The organism is Lacisediminihabitans sp. FW035 (assembly GCF_054880895.1).
This window is the reverse complement of the sequence record NZ_CM142187.1, coordinates 3,236,005-3,253,035: the sequence shown is the minus strand read 5'-3', so window position 1 is coordinate 3,253,035 and position 17,031 is coordinate 3,236,005. Positions and strand designations below refer to the sequence as shown.

18 protein-coding genes are annotated in these 17,031 nt (G+C 67.4%); 12 read left to right on the top strand and 6 right to left on the bottom strand.

What is annotated here, in order from left to right; translation table 11 throughout:
• Positions 1-37 precede the first annotated feature (37 nt).
• From ACVXZ4_RS15575 to ACVXZ4_RS15560, 4 genes are all read left to right on the top strand, one after another.
• A complete protein-coding gene (locus tag ACVXZ4_RS15575; RefSeq protein WP_461795718.1) occupies positions 38-328 on the top strand; it encodes a hypothetical protein in 291 nt (96 codons plus the stop codon).
• Between the two features lie 131 nt (positions 329-459).
• Positions 460-1,056: a heme-binding beta-barrel domain-containing protein gene (locus tag ACVXZ4_RS15570; RefSeq protein ID WP_461795717.1), complete on the top strand. Its 597-nt coding sequence runs from the start codon at positions 460-462 to the stop codon at positions 1,054-1,056.
• Between the two features lie 4 nt (positions 1,057-1,060).
• Positions 1,061-2,128, top strand: coding sequence for a CAF17-like 4Fe-4S cluster assembly/insertion protein YgfZ (ygfZ, locus tag ACVXZ4_RS15565; protein ID WP_461795716.1), 1,068 nt, complete (start codon positions 1,061-1,063; stop codon positions 2,126-2,128).
• Between the two features lie 13 nt (positions 2,129-2,141).
• Positions 2,142-3,236, top strand: coding sequence for an FUSC family protein (locus ACVXZ4_RS15560; protein ID WP_461795715.1), 1,095 nt, complete (start codon positions 2,142-2,144; stop codon positions 3,234-3,236).
• 94 nt (positions 3,237-3,330) lie between these two features.
• Here the strand turns inward: ACVXZ4_RS15560 and ACVXZ4_RS15555 are convergent, their stop codons facing one another.
• Entirely contained in the window at positions 3,331-4,116 is a 786-nt protein-coding gene (locus ACVXZ4_RS15555) for a class I SAM-dependent methyltransferase (RefSeq protein ID WP_461795714.1), read from the bottom strand.
• Between the two features lie 77 nt (positions 4,117-4,193).
• Between ACVXZ4_RS15555 and ACVXZ4_RS15550 the strand changes: the two genes are divergently transcribed.
• Positions 4,194-4,937 carry a phosphoglyceromutase gene (locus ACVXZ4_RS15550; protein WP_461795713.1) on the top strand — a complete coding sequence of 248 codons (744 nt, stop codon included), beginning with the start codon at positions 4,194-4,196 and terminating at the stop codon, positions 4,935-4,937.
• A 105-nt stretch (positions 4,938-5,042) separates the two neighbouring features.
• Here the strand turns inward: ACVXZ4_RS15550 and phoU are convergent, their stop codons facing one another.
• Positions 5,043-5,696 carry a phosphate signaling complex protein PhoU gene (gene phoU / locus ACVXZ4_RS15545; RefSeq protein WP_461795712.1) on the bottom strand — a complete coding sequence of 218 codons (654 nt, stop codon included), beginning with the start codon at positions 5,694-5,696 and terminating at the stop codon, positions 5,043-5,045.
• Between the two features lie 169 nt (positions 5,697-5,865).
• On the opposite strand from phoU, the gene ACVXZ4_RS15540 reads away from it, so the two are divergent.
• Complete coding sequence (locus ACVXZ4_RS15540) at positions 5,866-7,017, top strand: sensor histidine kinase (RefSeq protein ID WP_461795711.1); 1,152 nt, start codon at positions 5,866-5,868, stop codon at positions 7,015-7,017.
• Between the two features lies 1 nt (position 7,018).
• Positions 7,019-7,696, top strand: a complete 678-nt coding sequence (locus ACVXZ4_RS15535; protein ID WP_461795710.1) for a response regulator — start codon at positions 7,019-7,021, stop codon at positions 7,694-7,696.
• 34 nt (positions 7,697-7,730) lie between these two features.
• Here ACVXZ4_RS15535 and ACVXZ4_RS15530 read toward each other — a convergent pair whose 3' ends face one another.
• A complete protein-coding gene (locus ACVXZ4_RS15530) occupies positions 7,731-8,291 on the bottom strand; it encodes a hypothetical protein (protein ID WP_461795709.1) in 561 nt (186 codons plus the stop codon).
• A 162-nt stretch (positions 8,292-8,453) separates the two neighbouring features.
• Here ACVXZ4_RS15530 and ACVXZ4_RS15525 point away from each other — a divergent pair, with 162 nt between their 5' ends.
• From ACVXZ4_RS15525 to rlmB, 4 genes are read left to right on the top strand one after another with little or no spacing between them, the layout of a single operon-like run.
• Entirely contained in the window at positions 8,454-8,936 is a 483-nt protein-coding gene (locus tag ACVXZ4_RS15525; protein ID WP_461795708.1) for a CarD family transcriptional regulator, read from the top strand.
• On the top strand, positions 8,917-10,104 hold the full coding sequence (gene ispD / locus ACVXZ4_RS15520; RefSeq protein ID WP_461795707.1) for a 2-C-methyl-D-erythritol 4-phosphate cytidylyltransferase: 1,188 nt from the start codon (positions 8,917-8,919) through the stop codon (positions 10,102-10,104). Before ACVXZ4_RS15525 ends, ispD begins: the two co-directional genes overlap by 20 nt.
• Before the next feature lie 51 nt (positions 10,105-10,155).
• Positions 10,156-11,577, top strand: a complete 1,422-nt coding sequence (gene cysS, locus ACVXZ4_RS15515; RefSeq protein WP_461795706.1) for a cysteine--tRNA ligase — start codon at positions 10,156-10,158, stop codon at positions 11,575-11,577.
• Positions 11,577-12,599, top strand: coding sequence for a 23S rRNA (guanosine(2251)-2'-O)-methyltransferase RlmB (gene rlmB / locus ACVXZ4_RS15510; RefSeq protein WP_461795705.1), 1,023 nt, complete (start codon positions 11,577-11,579; stop codon positions 12,597-12,599). The genes cysS and rlmB overlap by 1 nt, the downstream gene beginning before the upstream one ends.
• 6 nt (positions 12,600-12,605) lie before the next feature.
• Here the strand turns inward: rlmB and ACVXZ4_RS15505 are convergent, their stop codons facing one another.
• On the bottom strand, positions 12,606-13,817 hold the full coding sequence (locus tag ACVXZ4_RS15505; protein WP_461795704.1) for a trans-sulfuration enzyme family protein: 1,212 nt from the start codon (positions 13,815-13,817) through the stop codon (positions 12,606-12,608).
• A gap of 139 nt (positions 13,818-13,956) precedes the next feature.
• On the opposite strand from ACVXZ4_RS15505, the gene ACVXZ4_RS15500 reads away from it, so the two are divergent.
• Positions 13,957-14,424 carry an Lrp/AsnC family transcriptional regulator gene (locus ACVXZ4_RS15500; protein ID WP_461795703.1) on the top strand — a complete coding sequence of 156 codons (468 nt, stop codon included), beginning with the start codon at positions 13,957-13,959 and terminating at the stop codon, positions 14,422-14,424.
• Between the two features lie 47 nt (positions 14,425-14,471).
• On the opposite strand, the gene ACVXZ4_RS15495 is transcribed toward ACVXZ4_RS15500, so the two are convergent.
• Together ACVXZ4_RS15495 and ACVXZ4_RS15490 are read right to left on the bottom strand one after the other, a co-directional pair.
• Positions 14,472-15,749 (bottom strand): DUF4032 domain-containing protein, encoded by a 1,278-nt coding sequence (locus ACVXZ4_RS15495; protein WP_461795702.1) that lies wholly within the window; start codon positions 15,747-15,749, stop codon positions 14,472-14,474.
• A 93-nt stretch (positions 15,750-15,842) separates the two neighbouring features.
• A complete protein-coding gene (locus ACVXZ4_RS15490) occupies positions 15,843-16,937 on the bottom strand; it encodes an ABC transporter ATP-binding protein (RefSeq protein ID WP_461795701.1) in 1,095 nt (364 codons plus the stop codon).
• Between the last annotated feature and the right edge of the window lie 94 nt (positions 16,938-17,031).

The window sequence follows — 17,031 nt, the reverse complement described above, 5'->3', positions numbered from 1 at the left end:
TCGGCTCCGTCAGGCGCGGGTAGTGCACAATTGGGCTGTGACCATCGACCAGCCCGCCACCCGCCTCGCTCTCACAAGCGTCGTTCCGGTGTGGTCGGTCGCCGTCGTCGGCTCCGTCCTGATCGGCCTGCTCGCGCCGCCCACCCAGTATCTCGATTGGTTGCCGTTCGTGCTGGCAGCGGATGTGCTCCTCACCTTCTGCATCCAGCTCGCGATCGTGCAGAAAGAGGGCCTCGTCGACCGGATGATGGCCTGCCTCGGAGGCTCCGTGGTGATTCTCGGCATCGCGACCCTCGTGCTGGGCATTCTGCAGCTGCGCGCCGCGTAGAATCGAAGCATGTACCTCGGTCTAGAGCTGTTTTTCATCGGCCTGCTGATCCTCGCCACCCTGGCCATCGGCTACGTCTCCGTGGTGGTGCTGTTCAACCTCTTCCGCGGCCAGCGCTAGTACGGGTCGCCGTGATCGATCTACCGGTCAACCTGCCCGCCGAGCTCGTACCGCTGTCCTGGCTCATCGGTGTCTGGGAGGGCACCGGGGTCGTCAATTACGACGTCGACGGCGAGACCCGCAACTACGAGTTCGGTCATCGCTTGAGTTTCACCCATGACGGGCTGCCCCACCTCAACTACACCTCCTACACGTGGCTTCTCGACGACGACCTCACGCCTCTTGCGACCGAGATCGGTTACTGGAGACTGAGCCGGCAGGCCACCGAGGGTGATCCGGGGCCGGGACTCCTCCAGGGCGTCGGCATCCAGCCGTTCACCACGGCCCGCGCGGTCGAGGCCCTGCGAAACGCCTCTGACGGATTCGACATCGAGGTATCGATCCTGCATCCGGGCGGGGTCAGCGAGCTGTACATCGGGCAGGTCAAGGGTCCGCGCATCGACCTGGCGACCGATGCCGTGATGCGCTCCGTCACCTCCAAAGAGCACACGGCCTCCACCCGCATCTACGGACTCGTCGACAACCACATGCTCTGGGCCTGGGATCTCGCCGCCCTCGGGCAGGAACTCGCGACCCACGCCTCCGGACGGCTGGCACGCCTTGAGTGAGCTCGTGAGGCCCGGAGCAGTCGACGGCACCGGCGCGGATGCCGGAGTCGCGGCGCACTACGGAAACCCTCTCGCTGAACAACGCGCGCTCGCCGCGGGGGAGGCAGTAGTCGACCTCTCGCATCGGGCCGTGCTCTCCATCTCCGGAGTCGACAGGTTGACCTGGATCAACTCGCTCACGTCGCAGAGCGTCTCCGACCTGAAGCCGGGGCAGTCGAGCGAGACCCTGCTGCTCGATGCCACCGGCCGTCTCGAATACGCCGTGCGGCTGATCGACGACGGCGTCGACCTGTGGCTGCTGCTCGAGCGCGAAGAAGCACACGGTCTGTTCGCCTGGCTCTCGAAGATGGTCTTCATGCTTCGGGTGGAGGTGCGGGATCGCACGGACGAGCTCGCGACGATCGGCACCCTCGGATCGCCCGAGATCCTCGTCGCCTCGCCCAACGGTGTGCCGCTCGTCTGGAACGACCCGTGGTCAGCGGTCACTCCCGGCGGGTGGCAGTATGCCGCCGTCGACCATCATCCTTCCGCGGAATGGACCTATAGCGAGGTGTTGATCCCTCGCGAATCCCTCGCAGCGCTGGAGCTTCCGCTCGCCGGGTTCCTCGCGCTCGAGGCTCTCCGTATCGCAGCCTGGCGCCCGCGCCTGGCCACCGAGGGCGACGAGAAGACACTTCCCCACGAACTCGACTGGCTGCGATCCGCCGTGCACCTCACGAAGGGCTGCTATCGCGGGCAGGAGACCGTCGCGAAGGTCCACAACCTCGGGCATCCGCCGCGCCGCCTGGTGATGCTGCACCTCGACGGCTCCGACTCCGTGCTGCCGTCGGCGGGGGACGAGGTGCTGCTCGGCGAGAACGAGGTCGGCCACGTGACATCCGCAGCCCGCCACTTCGAGCTGGGGCCGATCGCGCTCGCTGTCGTCAAACGCACCACCGATCCGGACGCCGAGCTCGCGGTGCGCTCGGAGGGAATCCTCGTGCCCGCTGCACAGGAGATCGTGGTGCCGCCAGACGCCGGCGCCGCCGCGAACGTGCCCCGGCTTCCCCGTCTCGGCGCGATCAAACGCTAGGGATCGAGCGCTGATGGACGGGGGCAGGCTTCGCTCGGTCGTACCGCACCTCTTCGACCTCGCCTCCTCAGGAAGGCGGGCGGTCGGATCCCTCGTGCCCGCACTGCAGATCGCGATCGCGGCCACGGCTTCCTATGCCTTCGCGCACTTCGCTCTCGGGCATGCCGTGCCCCTCATCGCCGTTACCGTCACGATCTCCAGCCTGGGGTTCGCGCGGGATGCCCGGCCGATTCGAGTGCTCGAGTCGGCCGTCGGCATGGTGATCGGGATTGTGTTGAGCGAGGTGATGCTGATGGTCGTCGGCCAGGGCATCTGGCAGATCGCCGTCGTGTTGTTCGTGACCCTCCTCGTGGCGCGGGTGCTCTCACCGAGCGCCGGTTTCGCCACCGCCGCGGGCGTCCAGTCGATGCTCGTCATCCTTCTCCCAGCTCCGGCCGGCGGGCCTTTCGTTCGCAGCATCGACGGAATCGTGGCCGGATTCGTGGCTCTGCTCGTGACGGCGCTGGTGCCGCGGGACCCCCGCCGAATCGCGCGTCAGGATGCCCGGCGCCTGTTCGCGTCGCTGACCGAGTCGCTGCATCTGTTGGTCTCGGCACTCGAGAAGGCCGACGAGCCCGCGGCAGAGCATGCTCTCGAACGCCTTCGCCTGACCCAGCCCATCATCGATGACTGGGGCACTTCGCTGGAGTCCGCCCAGGCGATCGCCCGGATCTCCCCGTTCCTCCACCGGTACCGGCCGGATCTCCTCGACCAATCGCGCGTACTACGCGGAATGGATCTGGCCACCCGGAATCTGCGCGTGATCGCCCGGCGCATCGACTTCCTCGTGCGCGACGGGGTGCCACGCCCGATGATCGCCTCCATTATGGGGAGTCTCGGCACCTCGGTGGAGTTGCTCGGCCAGAGTCTCGACGACCCGCCGCTCGGCGACACCGTGCGGGTGGGGCTCGTGGCGATCGCCGAGAGGCTGAGGCCCGATACCGTCGTCAAGGGTGCACCGGTGGCCGACTCCGTCGTGATCCTGATGATGCGGCCACTGCTCGTCGACCTCCTCACCGCAGCGGATCTTGCGCCCGACAAGGCGCGGGCGCTCCTCCCCGAGGTCTAGCGGCTCCCCGGCCATCTCCCGTTTTTACGACCACCTCCGTGCTCCCATCGGGAGGTGATAGTAAAAACGGGAGGTGGCCGGCAGGGGAGGGCAGTCACCAGGCGAAACCCTGCGGCGCCACCGCCGCCCAGTCCACCGTGAGTTCGCCGAGCTTCCAGCGGGAACGACCGCCGCGCACCGGCCAGCCCTCGTTCGCGAGGCCCTGCGCGGTGGCGATCCACCGCTGCGACGGGCCGTAGACCGAGAGGGCCGCATTCAGCTGCCAGTGACGGTCGAGATCGCGGAGGAACGCGTGCACCCGCTCGCCGGGCACATTGCGATGGATGAGCACCTTGGGCAGCCGCTCCGCCACGATGGACGGCCGTTCGAGGTCGGCGAGACGCAGGCTGAGGGTGAGGGTCTGGGGACCATCGGCCGTGACATCCACCCAGCTCGCCACCCGGCCCACCTCGTTGCAGGTGCCCTCCACGAGCACCCCGCCCGCCTCGAGGCGGGACACCATGAGGTGCCACGCCGCGAGCACCTCTGACTCGTCGTATTGCCGCAACACATTGAGCGCGCGGATGATCGTTGCCGATCGCCCGCCCGGCAGCGGCACCTCGAACCCACCGAGCGCGAAGCGCACCCCGGTCCGGGCGGAGAGTGACGCCAGCGCGACCCGGGCCGGGTCGATCTCGAGGCCCACCACCTGCACCTGCGGCCGAACGCGCCCGAGCCGCTGGTGCAGCTCGAGGGTGGTCGTGGCGGATGCCCCATAGCCGAGGTCGACCACGAGCGGATCGGTCGCTCGACGGAAGGCCGGGAGCTCGGCGATCCAGCGGTCGATGCGGCGAAGCCGGTTGGTGCCGGTGGTCCCGCGCGTGATCGAACCGATGGGCATCGCACCAGTATCCCAGCAGGTCTCCCCAGCGCTCCCGGCATCACTCCGGCGATCGGTGCGCTCGCTAGAGTTGACGCATGACGTACACGCTCATCCTCTTGCGCCACGGCAACTCCGACTGGAACCAGAAGAACCTCTTCACGGGATGGGTGGATGTCGACCTCAGCGACCAGGGTCGAGCCGAAGCGCTGCGGGCCGGGGAGTTGCTCGCCGAGTCCGGCATCCTGCCTGACATCCAATACACGAGCGTGCTCAAGCGCGCCATCCACACCGCGAACATCGCGCTCGATGTCGCCGACCGCGACTGGATCGACGTGAAGCGCAGCTGGCGACTCAACGAGCGCCACTACGGCGCGTTGCAGGGCAAAGACAAGGCGCAGACCCTCGCCGAGTACGGCCAGGAGCAGTTCATGACCTGGCGTCGGTCCTTCGACGTGCCGCCACCGCCCCTCGACGACGCCAGCGAGTTCTCGCAGGCACACGACCCGCGCTACGCCGGGCTGGGCGCCGACCTCCCGCGCACCGAATCCCTCAAGCTCGTGATCGACCGGATGCTCCCCTACTGGCATTCCGACATCACCGTCGATCTCGCCGCCGGCAAGACCGTGCTCGTGACCGCGCACGGCAACTCCCTGCGGGCGCTGGTGAAGCACCTCGATCACATCCCGGATGACGAGATCGCCGAATTGAACATCCCCACCGGCATCCCGTTGATCTACACGCTCGACGAGACTTTCGCGCCCGTGGAGCCGGCCCGCTACCTCGACCCGGAGGCCGCCGCGGCCGGTGCCGCTGCGGTCGCCGCCCAGGGCAAGAAGTAGCCCGGGCGCTAGATCCGCCACCCGCGCGACCACCATCTCCCGTTTTTACGACCACCTCCGTGTTCTCACACGACAGTGGTCGCAAAAACGGGAGATGGTTCGGGGTTACACTTCCGCGGCCACCCAGTCGCCGGTGGCGAGGTACTGCACCTTCTTGGCGATCGACACCGCGTGGTCGGCGAAGCGCTCGTGGTAACGCGACGCGAGGGTGGCATCCACAGTGTCGACGGCCGCACCCTTCCACGTCTCTCCGAGCACCTTGTCGAACACGCTGAGGTGCAGCGCGTCGATCCGGTCATCGTCGTTGCGGATCTCCTCCGCGATGCGCACGTCTTCTGTGCGCAGCAACTCGGTGAGCTTGCGGGCGATCTGCACGTCGAGGTGGCCGAGTTCGGCAAAAGTGGTGCGAAGCGACTTCGGCACGACCTTGTCAGGGAAGCGGTAGCGCGCGAGCTGCGCGATGTGCTCGGACATGTCGCCCATCCGTTCGAGCGAGGCACTGATGCGCAGCGCGCTCACGACGATCCGAAGGTCGCGGGCCACCGGCTGCTGGCGGGCGAGGATGTTGATGGCGAGCTCGTCGAGGGCGATGGCCGCTTCGTCGATCTTGTCGTCGTCGGCGATGACGGCCTCAGCGAGAGACACGTTCGATTCGTTGAACGCACGGGTGGCGTTGTCGATCGAGATCTCCACCAGAGTCGCGATCTCGACAAGGCGCTCCTGCACCTCCGCCAGTTCCTGCTGGAATACCTCGCGCATCGTTCACGTCCCTTTCGCTGCGAGTGTTCGATTCCCGCACAGTTCTGCTGCCACACTGCCCCGCGCAGGTGAACAGCGGGGGAACCGCACCTGAACAACACGCCAAGTGAAGGAGCCGGATGCTGTCCGGGCGCCAGCCGACCCCGCGAATGTAACTAATCTAGTCGCTATGGACTCCGCCCTGCTGGTGCCGCTCGCGCTTGCGTTCGGCATCGTCGTCGGCGTCGGCGTCACGGCGGTTCTCGTCGCCTCCGCACGCCGCGGGCAGCGTGCGGTGGAGGTCGTGAGCACAGCGGTCCCGGATGGCGTGGACCAGGTGATCGAAGCGCTCGAGTCGGCCGGGGTGGTGCTCGATCCCTCGAATACGGTCGTGAAGGCGAGTCCTGGCGCGCTTGCCTTCGGGCTCGTGTGGAATCAGTCGCTTGTGCACCCGGAACTAGTGACGATCGTCGATCGCGTGCGCCGCTTCGGCGAGCCGATCACCCAGGAGCTGGAACTCGCCCGCGGGCCGTTCGGCGACGCCAACATCTACCTCTTCGTGAGGGTCGCGCGCCTCGGTGCGCGCTATATCCTCCTGCTCGCGGAGGACCGCACCGAGTCTTACCGGCTCGACGAGGTGCGGCGCGACTTCGTTGCCAACATCAGCCACGAACTCAAGACCCCGATCGGCGCCGTCGGTCTCCTCGCGGAAGCGCTGCAGGCGGCATCCGACGAACCCGACCAGGTTCGCCGTTTCGCCAAGCGCCTCACCAAAGAGGCGGATCGCCTCGCCCGCATCACGCAGGAGATCATCGAGCTCTCCCGCCTTCAGGCCGCGGATGCCCTCACCAGCCCGAAGGTGGTGGAGATCGATCACGTAGTCGCCCTCGCCATCGACCAGAATCGCGTCGCTGCGGAGTCCGCTCGGGTCACCATCGTGAGCGGAGGGGATGCGGGCGCCGAGGTCTACGGCGACGAGCCGCTGCTCGCCGTCGCACTGCACAACCTCATCGCCAACGCCATCCAGTATTCGCCGAAGGGCTCCCGCGTCGGGGTCGGGGTGAGCAACGCGGACGGCATCGTCGAGATCGCGGTCACCGACCAGGGCATCGGCATCCCCGACGAGGAGCTCGACCGCGTGTTCGAGCGCTTCTTCCGTATCGATCCGGCCCGCTCCCGCCATACCGGTGGATCGGGACTGGGTCTCAGCATCGTCAAGCACGTCGTGCAGAACCATGGCGGCGACATCCGCGTCTGGTCCCAGCCCGGCAATGGTTCGACCTTCACCATCCGACTGCCGGAGGCGTCTCACGCCGCGGCGGCATCCCTGAAAGAGGCCTGAGTTGCGCATCCTGATCGTCGAAGACGAACCCTCCCTGAGCGAGCCGCTCGCCTTCCTGCTCGGTCGGGAGGGCTACGAGACCACTATCGCGGCGGACGGCATCGCGGCTCTCGCGGAGTTCGATCGCAACGGCACCGACCTGGTGCTGCTCGACCTCATGCTGCCCGGGATCGCCGGTACCGAGGTGTGCCGCGAGATCCGAACCCGGTCGCAGGTGCCGATCATCATGCTGACCGCGAAGGACAGCGAAGTGGATGTCGTGGTCGGCCTCGAGCTCGGCGCAGACGACTACGTCACGAAGCCATACTCCACCCGGGAGCTGCTTGCCCGCATCCGGGCCGTCATGCGCCGCCGCATCGAGACCGATGAGGACGACACGGCGATCCTCGAGTCCGGCGATGTGCGTATGGACGTCGACCGCCATACCGTCTCCGTGCGTGGGGTGGACACGGCCATGCCGCTCAAGGAATACGAGTTGCTCGAGGTGCTGCTGCGCAACTCCGGCCGGGTGCTCACCCGCGGCCAGCTCATCGACCGGGTGTGGGGATCCGACTACTTCGGCGACACCAAAACTCTCGACGTGCACATCAAGCGCATCCGCTCCAAGATCGAGAAGGAACCCTCCGACCCGCGCATGCTACTGACGGTGCGAGGTCTGGGTTACCGCTTCGAGCCCTGAGTCGAGACGCGCCGGGCTTCGAGTCCGGCGGACGCTACGGAGTGGTGGTCGCCGTCGGAGTCGGTACGGGGATGACCGTGGGGCTCACCGGCGGAGTCGCGGTCGGCAGGGGTGACGGCAGCAGCTTGGAGTACTCGGGCAGCGATCCGTCGAGCACCGGCACGAGCAGCTGCTCGCCGGTCTGGGTGCCGTACTGCACGAAGACCGGGAACAGGGATCCGGCCCGGGAGTCGATGCCGTTGAAGAGCAACTGGCGCGTGTCGGACGACCCGAAGGTCTTCACCTCGCCCGCGTCGAGCTGCACGCGGGTGTCGACCTTGCCGGCCGTGCCGTTCGCGGTGGTGCCGTCGTACTGGATGAGCACGTTCACCGTCTTCTCGCCGTCGTTGATGAGGTTGACGAGGAAGCTGGCCTCCTGGCCGTCCTTGGTGAGGAGCAGCGCATTGCGCACCTTCACCTGGCCGACGGTGGTGCCGACTCCGTCACTCGGGTCGTAGTGCTTCAGGGTCGCCTGCGGCGCAAAGAAGCTGCAGCCGGCGGTGGAGAGCAACAGCGATGCCGCCACTACGACGGTTGCTGCGATTCGAGCTCTCACGGGACCCTCCAGAACGGAACGAAGACGGTGGGATGTCGCGCCCGGTTCGGTGCGCGAAACCCGTTCGAAGTTTAGCCTACGGTTGCGGTCGTCGAGGCCCGCGGCCCCTTCGCTGAAAACGCCCTGTGATAAAGTGGGGGCCACTGAAACGGAGTGCCAGCAATGCTTTTCGAGGTCGGCGAGACGGTCGTTTACCCCCACCATGGTGCGGCGACGATCACCGAAGTGAAGACGCGCATCGTGCGAGGCGAGGAGAAGTTGTACCTCAAACTCCGGGTGGCCCAGGGCGACCTCGTGATCGAGGTGCCGGCCGAGAACGTCGATCTCGTGGGGGTGCGGGATGTCATCGGGCAAGACGGCCTCGACCGCGTATTCGACGTGCTTCGGGCTCCGTTCACGGAGGAGCCGACCAACTGGTCGCGCCGCTTCAAGGCGAACGGCGAGAAGCTCGCGTCCGGGGACGTGATCAAGGTGTCCGAGGTCGTGCGCGACCTCTGGCGTCGCGACCAGGATCGCGGGCTCTCCGCCGGTGAGAAGAGCATGCTCGCCAAGGCTCGGCAGATTCTCGTCTCCGAACTCGCTCTCGCCGAGAAGACCGACGAAGAGAAGGCCTCGACCGTGCTCGATGAGGTTCTTGCCTCTTAGCTCCGAACCGGCGGTCGGCATCATCGTCGTCGCCGCGGGCAGCGGATCCCGTCTCGGGCATCCCGATCCCAAGGCATTCGTGGCCGTCGCGGGCCGACCCATCCTCGCCCACGCGCTCGAGGGGGTCTTCGGCAGTGACGAACCTGCGCAGGTCGTGGTGGTGGCTCCCGCGGAGTGGATCGACGAGGCTCGCGTTCTCGCCACCGGCATCGCGGGCGCCGCTCGCGAGTCGGTGACGGTCGTGGTCGGAGCGGATTCCCGCCAGGGCTCCGTCGCGGCGGGCCTCGCCGCCCTCGCCGCCGGGGTCGAGATCGTGCTGGTGCACGACGCGGCACGGTCCTTCACCCCCTCCTCCCAGTTCGACGCGGTGGTCGCGGCGGTGCGAGAGACCGGTGCGGGCGTGATCCCCGGCCTCGCGGTCGCGGACACGATCAAGCGGGTGGATGGTGGCCTCGCGATCGCGACAGTCGACCGGTCGCAACTCGTCGCGGTGCAGACCCCGCAGGGCTTCCCCCGCCGGCAGCTGGCCGCCGCCTACGCGGATGCCTCGGCGGACCACACCGACGACGCGGCCCTCTTCGCTGCCGCCGGCCATGACGTGCGAGTGATCGACGGCGACGCCCTCGCCTTCAAGATCACGACGCCCTGGGACCTGCGCCGGGCGGAGTCCCTGCTCGCGACGGCGATCGCGCCCGCCGGCACCCGCACGGGCATCGGCATCGACGTGCACGCCTTCGACACCGAGAGCCCGCTCTGGCTCGGCGGGGTCTTCTGGCCCGGCGAAGTCGGCCTGGCCGGGCACAGCGACGGGGACGCCGTGAGCCACGCCATCTGCGACGCGCTGCTCTCCGCGGCGGGACTCGGCGACCTCGGTTCGAATTTCGGCACCTCCGATCCCCGGTTCGCGGACGCCCACGGCGAGGTATTCCTCAGCGCGACCGTCGAGCTCGTCGTGGCGGCCGGATTTGCGATCGGCAACGTCGCCGTGCAGGTCGTGGCGAACCATCCGAAGATCGGCACCCGCCGGGCGGAGATCGAAGAGCGACTCGGGTCGCTCGTCGGGGCGCCGGTGAGTGTCGCGGCGACCACCTCCGACGGGCTCGGATTCACCGGGCGCGGCGAGGGTGTCAGCGCAGTTGCGACCTGCATCCTGCGAGTCGGTCGCTAGGCGCTGGCGATAGGCGCTGGCAACACGGGCGCACTCGATAGGCTGGTGCGCGTGACAGTGCGCCTCTATGATTCCCGCTCGCAGGGGCTTCTCGACCTCGTGCCGATCGTCGAGGGCAAGGTCGGCATCTACGTCTGTGGCCCGACCGTGCAGTCCTCCCCGCACATCGGCCACCTGCGCTCCGCCCTCGTCTACGACCAGTGGCGACGCTGGCTGAGCTACCGCGGCTACGACGTGACCCTCGTGCGCAACGTCACCGACATCGACGACAAGATCCTCGCGAGCGCGGCCTCCGGCACCTCCTCCGAAGAGTGGTGGGCACTGGCCTACCGGTTCGAGCTGGAGTTCAGTCGTGGCTACGAACGACTCGGGATCCTCGCCCCCACCTACGAGCCGCGCGCGACCGCGAGCATCCCCCAGATGCAGCGGTTGATCGCCGCGCTGATCGAGCGCGGTCACGCCTACGTCGCCGACGACTCCTCCGCCGACGTCTACTTCGATGTCGCGTCCTGGCCGGCCTATGGCGAGCTCACCAACCAGAAGCCGGGCGACATGGCGGCATCGGCGGATGCCCCGACACGAGGCAAGCGCGACGCCCGCGACTTTGCGCTGTGGAAGGGTCACAAGGCCGACGAGCCGGCCTCCGCGGCGTATCCGTCGCCCTGGGGGGACGGACGACCCGGCTGGCACATCGAATGCTCCGCGATGTCGCAGCAGTATCTCGGCACGCGCTTCGACATCCACGGGGGAGGGCTCGACCTTCGGTTCCCACACCATGAGAACGAGCTCGCCCAGTCTTCCGCCGCCGGGCACGGCTTCGCCAATGCCTGGGTGCACAACGGGTTAGTGAATGTGAACGGCCAGAAGATGTCGAAGTCGCTCGGCAACTCGATCTTCGCCGCCGAGTTTCTCGACCAGGCCCGACCGCTCGTCGTGCGCTACTACCTCGGATCCGCGCACTACCGGTCCACCATCGACTACCACGATGGCGCTTTAGTCGAGGCGGAAGCCGCCCTCGAGCGCATCGAGGTCTTCCTCGATCGCGCCCGCCGTCGGCTCGAAGACACCCAGTTCGCCGGAACCGGCGCCGAGGTGGTGCCGGATGGGTTCGCCGAGGCGATGGATGACGACCTCGCGATCCCGCAGGCCATGGCGGTGCTCCACGAGCAGGTGCGTGCCGGCAACGCGGCCCTCGATGCGGAGGATCTCGGCAGTGCTGCGGCGCTGCAGGGCCAGGTGCTGGCGATGACGGAAGTTCTCGGAATCAACCCGATGGCCGTAGAGTGGCAGACTGCTGCGGATGATCCGGCGAGTGTAGCGCTCGCAACTCTCGTCGAGAAATTGCTCGAGGACAGGGACGCGGCACGCAAGGCGCGCGATTTCTCGTCCGCCGATCGCATTCGCGATGAACTTGCCGCAGCCGGCATCCAGATCGAAGACACCCCGTCGGGGTCGCATTGGAGTCTTGACTAATGAAGAGCAGTGGAGCCAACAAGCCGCGCGCGGGTGCCGTGCGCAAGAGCAGCACCGGCAAACAGGTCGGCTCCGGAGGCCAGGGACGCCAGGCGCTCGAGGGCAAGAAGCCCACTCCGAAGGCGGTCGACCGTCCGTACCATCCCGCGGGCAAGCGCAAGGCGGCGAACGACCGCTTCGCGGCCGCCGGTGGCACCAAAAAACCGTCCAGCACCGGTGCCCCGCAACGGGCCGCCGGACCCCAGCGTGCCCAGCGACCCAAGCAGACCGACGAGTTCGAGGTCGTCACCGGCCGCAACTCCGTGCTCGAGGCCCTTCGCGCCAAGATCCCGGTGACCGCGCTCTACATCGCCACCCGCATCGAATACGACGACCGCGTCAAGGAGGTCATGCAGATCGCCACGAAGCGCGGACTGCCAATCCTCGAGGTCATGCGGCCCGAACTCGATCGCCTCGCCGGGTTCGACTCCGTGCACCAGGGGCTCGCGCTCAAGGTGCCGCCGTACGAATACGCGCATCCCACCGACCTGCTCGACAAGATCGTGGCCAGCGGTCGCGTGCCGCTGCTGGTGGCGCTCGACGGCGTGACGGATCCGCGTAACCTCGGGGCGATCATCCGCTCGGTTGCCGCCTTCGGTGGACACGGCGTGATCGTGCCGCAGCGCCGCTCGGTCGGTCTCACCGCCGCCGCGTGGAAGACCTCCGCCGGTGCCGCCGCGCGCACGCCGGTCGCGATGGCTTCGAACCTCACCCAGACGCTCAAGGCGTTCAAGGAGCGGGGCGTCTTCGTACTCGGCCTCGCCGGCGACGGTGACACCCCGCTGCCCGAGCTGTCCTGGGCGAAGGAGCCTCTCGTCGTGGTCGTCGGAAGCGAAGGCAAGGGGCTGTCCCGCCTCGTCACCGAGACCTGCGATGCAGTGATCTCGATCCCGATCAGCTCCTCGACCGAGTCGCTCAATGCCGGCATCGCCGCGAGCGTCACGCTCTACGAGATCTCGAAGCAGCGCGCCAAGAAGAAGTAGCGCAGGTCACGCGTGGGCCTCCGCCTCCGCCGGCTCGCGCGCGCCGGCCACGGCGAGGGCCGCGAGGATGTCGTCGGTGAGGTCGTCGACGTGTTCGAGGCCGATCGACAGTCGCACGATGCCCCCGCCGGGCCTCGCCTCCGCCGCAACCGGGCGGTGGGTGAGCGATGCGGGATGCTGGGCAAGCGAGTCGACTCCGCCGAGTGACACCGCATTGGTGACGAGGTCGAGTGCCTCGATGAAGCGCACCGCGGCTTCGTAGCCGCCGGCAAGGTCGATGGCGATCATGCAGCCGCCGCCGAACATCTGCCGGCCGAGCAGGCCGGCGGGGTCGCAGCCCTCTAGCGTGGGGTACAGCACCCGTGACACTGCCGGGTTTTTGAGCATGCGTCGCGCGAGCAACTCGGCGGTCTCCTGTTGGGCGCGTACGCGAATCGGCAGGGTGCGCAGCCCCCGGTGCAGGAGGTACGCGGCGAGCGGATGCAGCACTCCGCCGGTGAGGGCGCGAACGTGGCGGAGGCGGCCGGCCCACTCGTCGGTGGTGGCGATGACTCCGCCCATCACGTCGCCGTGACCGCCGAGGTATTTGGTGGCGCTATGCAGCACGAGGGTTGCGCCCTGCTCGAGCGGGCGCTGCAGCACCGGGGTGGCGAAGGTGTTGTCCACGAGCACCGGCACTCCTCCCGCGGCCGCTACGACGGCTGCGATATCCACTAGCTCGAGGGTCGGATTGGCCGGAGACTCGACCACGACGAGACCGGTGTCGGCACGGATGGCCGCGCCGATGCCCGCAAGGTCGGTCCAGCTGACGGTGGTGCCCACCAGCCCGGTGTCGAGAACATGATCCGTGCCGCCGTAGAGCGGTCGGAGTCCGACGATATGAGGTCGTCCGGCGCTGACGGTGGCGATCAGGCAGGCGGAGAGGGCGGCCATCCCGCTCGCGAAGGCCACCGCGGTCTCGGTTCCCTCGAGCGCGGCGAGGGCCTGCTCGAACCGCGCCACTCCGGGCTGCCAGAGGCGCTGGTACACGGCCGACTGGCCGGTGAGCAGCCCACCTCCGGTGGCGAGCTCCTCATAGGACTCACCACCGAGCTCGACTCCCGGCAGGGGATTGGTGGTGGAGAAGTCGATCGGCGGCACATGCACGCCGGCCTCGGTGAGGCCCTCCATTCCGGCATGGACGGCACGGGTCTCGAGGCGCAACTCTGAGTTCGACATACGGCCAGCGAAACAGAACCTGCGAATCCATGCAATAGGCTGAAACGAAAGTGCGATATTCATCGCAAATGTCGCAGAATCTGCACGATCTGCGTCAATCGGGTATCGCCGATGGGCTTCGCACCGAAAGGACATTCCGATGGGCGATCCGGCGATGATCGACGATACCGACCGGGCAATCATCCGAGCGTTGTCATCCAACGCGCGGATGTCGGGCGCGGCTCTCGCCGCCGCCGCGGGCGTAGCCGAATCCACCGTCTCGTTGCGGCTCAAGCGACTACACGGCTCCGGAGTGATTCGCGGGTATCACGCCGACGTCGACATCTCCGCCCTCGGCATGACCGTGCAGGCTCTCATCTCCGTGCGCCTTGTCTCCATCGTGCGCGAGGACGTCGACAGGTTCCGACGTGAGGCACCCACCTGGCCCGGAGTGCTCGCCCTCTTCCACCTGGGAGGGGTCGACGACTTCCTGCTTCACGTCGCCGCGCGCAACGCCTCCGAGCTGCGGGACTTCGTGCTCGAACACCTCGCCGGGCAGCCGGCGGTTGCGCACACCGAGACGAACCTCGTCTTCGACCATGTACCCGGCACAGCAGGACTCGCCTGAGCCGGTGATCCTCGCCACGAAGCCGATGATTCCGAGGCCGACGCGGCTCAGACCTTAGAACGCCAGTCGTCTTCGTCGATGATGTCAACCGGAACCGTGATCGTGCCGGTGGCGGGGGCGATGACGGTGGCCTCATCCCGCCGATGGCGCAGAACCGTATCGATGTAGGAGCTCACGGCTTCGGCGAGCGGCACGTCGCGATTCTCGTTCTGAGAGAGGTACCACCGGTGGTCGAGCAGCTGGTGGAAGACCTCCGCTGGCTCGAGCCGCCCCTTGAGGTCGCGCGGGATGGCTCGGATCACCGGCTCGAAAACCTTGGCGAGCCACTCGTGGGCCACCATCTCCTCGTCGTCGCCCTGCTTGTTGAACGTGGCCGTGTAGGAGTCGAGGTCGTTGAGCAGGCGACGGGCCTGGTTCTCCTGGGCGTCGAGCCCGGTGAGGCGAAGCAGGCGGCGCTGGTGATGCCCGGCATCCACGACCTTGGGCTGGATGCGCACCTGCGACCCGGCGTCATCAGTCTTGATCGCCAGCTCCTCGATGTCGAAACCGAGCTCGTTGAGGCGCTCCACCCGCTCGTTGATGCGCCAGCGCTCGGAGGAGGAGAAGGATTCGGATCCGGTGAGCTCCTTCCAGAGGTTGCGATAGGCCGCGACGATGCCGTTCGACACCTCCACCGGGTCGAGCCCCTCTTCGAGGCGACCCCCGGCCGCGAGGTCGAGCAGCTCTCCGGCGATGTTGACCCGCGCGATCTCGAGGTCGTTCTCGCGCTGGCCATTCGACAGTCCGTTGTAGAGCTGACCGGTCTCGGCATCCACAAGGTAGGCAGCGAACGACCCGGCATCGCGACGGAACAGCGTGTTGGAGAGCGACACGTCCCCCCAGAAGAATCCGATGATGTGCAGCCGCACCAGCAGCACGGCAAGGGCGTCGACGGTGCGGGTGGCCGTCTCGGGGCGCAGGGTCTGCGAGTAGAGGGCACGGTACGGCAGGGAGAACTTGAGGTGGCGGGTGACGAGCACGGAGTCGAGCTCGTTGCCCTCGTCATCCGTGCGGTTGGTGATCACGGCCACCGGGTCGACGCAGGGCACATCGAGTTTCTGAAGCGTGCGGAGCATCTCGTACTCGCGGCGGGCGAGCTCCGAGGAGGTCTCCTTGATCGCGATCACGTAGCCGCTCAGGTGCACGAACCGCACGAGATGGCGGGAGATGCCCTTCGGAAGGGCGGCGATGACGCTGTCCGGCCAGGTGTCGAGCGGGAGATTCCAGGGCAGATCGAGGAGTGCCGGATCGACCGTCGCCGAGGTGATGTTGAGGGAACCGCTCATGTGCTGTGCCAATCGGATTCGCGCCGGGATGCTGACAAAAAAGTGCGGGCGACGAAAGGAGATCGTCGCCCGCACTCGAGGGTGTTCGACGGGTCAGTCGACCACGGCCTTGCTCAGGCGGTCGCCCGACTCGATGTCGAAGGCGTGCACGTGAGCCGGCTCCGGGAGGATGAACACGGTGTCGCCGGCGTTCGGGTGCGAACGGCCGTCGACGCGGGCGACGATGTCGACGCGTGAGCCGTCGATGTCGGTGTGGCCGTAGAGGTAGCCATCCGCACCGAGTTCTTCGACGAGGTCGACCGAGACCTGGAGGCCGTTGCCGGAGGTGGAGACGCGAACGTCTTCCGGGCGCACCCCGATGGTGACCTTGGTGTTGTCGGTCTTGCCCATGGTGGCGCGGTCGAGAGCGGCGACTGCCGTTCCGAACTTGAGGCCGCCATCGACCAGGTCGGCGGTGAAGAGGTTCATCGCGGGCGAGCCGATGAAGCCGGCCACGAACACGTTCTTCGGGTTCGCGTAGAGATCGCGCGGGGTTCCGACCTGCTGCAGCACGCCATCCTTCAGCACGGCGATGCGGTCACCCATGGTGAGCGCCTCGGTCTGGTCGTGGGTGACGTAGACGGTGGTGACGCCGAGACGACGCTGGAGCGACGCGATCTGCGTGCGGGTCTGCACGCGCAGCTTGGCGTCGAGGTTCGACAGCGGCTCGTCCATGAGGAATACCTGGGGCTGGCGCACGATCGCGCGACCCATGGCGACGCGCTGGCGCTGGCCACCGGAGAGGGCCTTCGGCTTGCGGCCGAGGTAGGGCTCGAGGTCGAGCAACTTCGCGGCCTCGAGTACGCGGGTGGCGCGCTCGTCTTTGTTGACGCCGGCGATCTTGAGCGCGAAGCCCATGTTCTCGGCGACAGTCATGTGCGGGTACAGCGCGTAGTTCTGGAACACCATCGCGATGTCGCGATCCTTCGGCGGCACGTCGGTGACGTTGCGGTCACCGATGAGGATGTTCCCGTCGTTCACCTCTTCGAGGCCGGCGAGCATTCGCAGCGACGTGGACTTTCCGCAACCGGAGGGTCCGACGAGAACAAGGAACTCGCCGTCGGCGACCGAGAGGTCGAGCGAGTCGACTGCCGGTCGGGTAGAGCCCGGATAGAGGCGGGTAGCTTTGTCGAAGGTGACAGAGGCCATGGTTGTACAACTCCTTCACCGGCAGGTACGTGCCGGACGATCCGTAGTGAATGGATGGTAGTGCGCCCCCATTATGTCACCAGAACGGGGCACG

Bases quoted from the DNA above. Each gene is read 5' to 3' on its own strand.
- ACVXZ4_RS15560 (WP_461795715.1), top strand. From the start codon at position 2,142: ATGGACGGGGGCAGGCTTCGCTCGGTCGTACCGCACCTCTTCGACCTC.
- ACVXZ4_RS15555 (WP_461795714.1), bottom strand. From the start codon at position 4,116: ATGCCCATCGGTTCGATCACGCGCGGGACCACCGGCACCAACCGGCTT.
- ACVXZ4_RS15550 (WP_461795713.1), top strand. From the start codon at position 4,194: ATGACGTACACGCTCATCCTCTTGCGCCACGGCAACTCCGACTGGAAC.
- phoU (WP_461795712.1), bottom strand. From the start codon at position 5,696: ATGCGCGAGGTATTCCAGCAGGAACTGGCGGAGGTGCAGGAGCGCCTT.
- ACVXZ4_RS15540 (WP_461795711.1), top strand. From the start codon at position 5,866: ATGGACTCCGCCCTGCTGGTGCCGCTCGCGCTTGCGTTCGGCATCGTC.
- ACVXZ4_RS15525 (WP_461795708.1), top strand. From the start codon at position 8,454: ATGCTTTTCGAGGTCGGCGAGACGGTCGTTTACCCCCACCATGGTGCG.
- ispD (WP_461795707.1), top strand. From the start codon at position 8,917: ATGAGGTTCTTGCCTCTTAGCTCCGAACCGGCGGTCGGCATCATCGTC.
- rlmB (WP_461795705.1), top strand. From the start codon at position 11,577: ATGAAGAGCAGTGGAGCCAACAAGCCGCGCGCGGGTGCCGTGCGCAAG.
- ACVXZ4_RS15505 (WP_461795704.1), bottom strand. From the start codon at position 13,817: ATGTCGAACTCAGAGTTGCGCCTCGAGACCCGTGCCGTCCATGCCGGA.
- ACVXZ4_RS15500 (WP_461795703.1), top strand. From the start codon at position 13,957: ATGGGCGATCCGGCGATGATCGACGATACCGACCGGGCAATCATCCGA.
- ACVXZ4_RS15495 (WP_461795702.1), bottom strand. From the start codon at position 15,749: ATGAGCGGTTCCCTCAACATCACCTCGGCGACGGTCGATCCGGCACTC.
- ACVXZ4_RS15490 (WP_461795701.1), bottom strand. From the start codon at position 16,937: ATGGCCTCTGTCACCTTCGACAAAGCTACCCGCCTCTATCCGGGCTCT.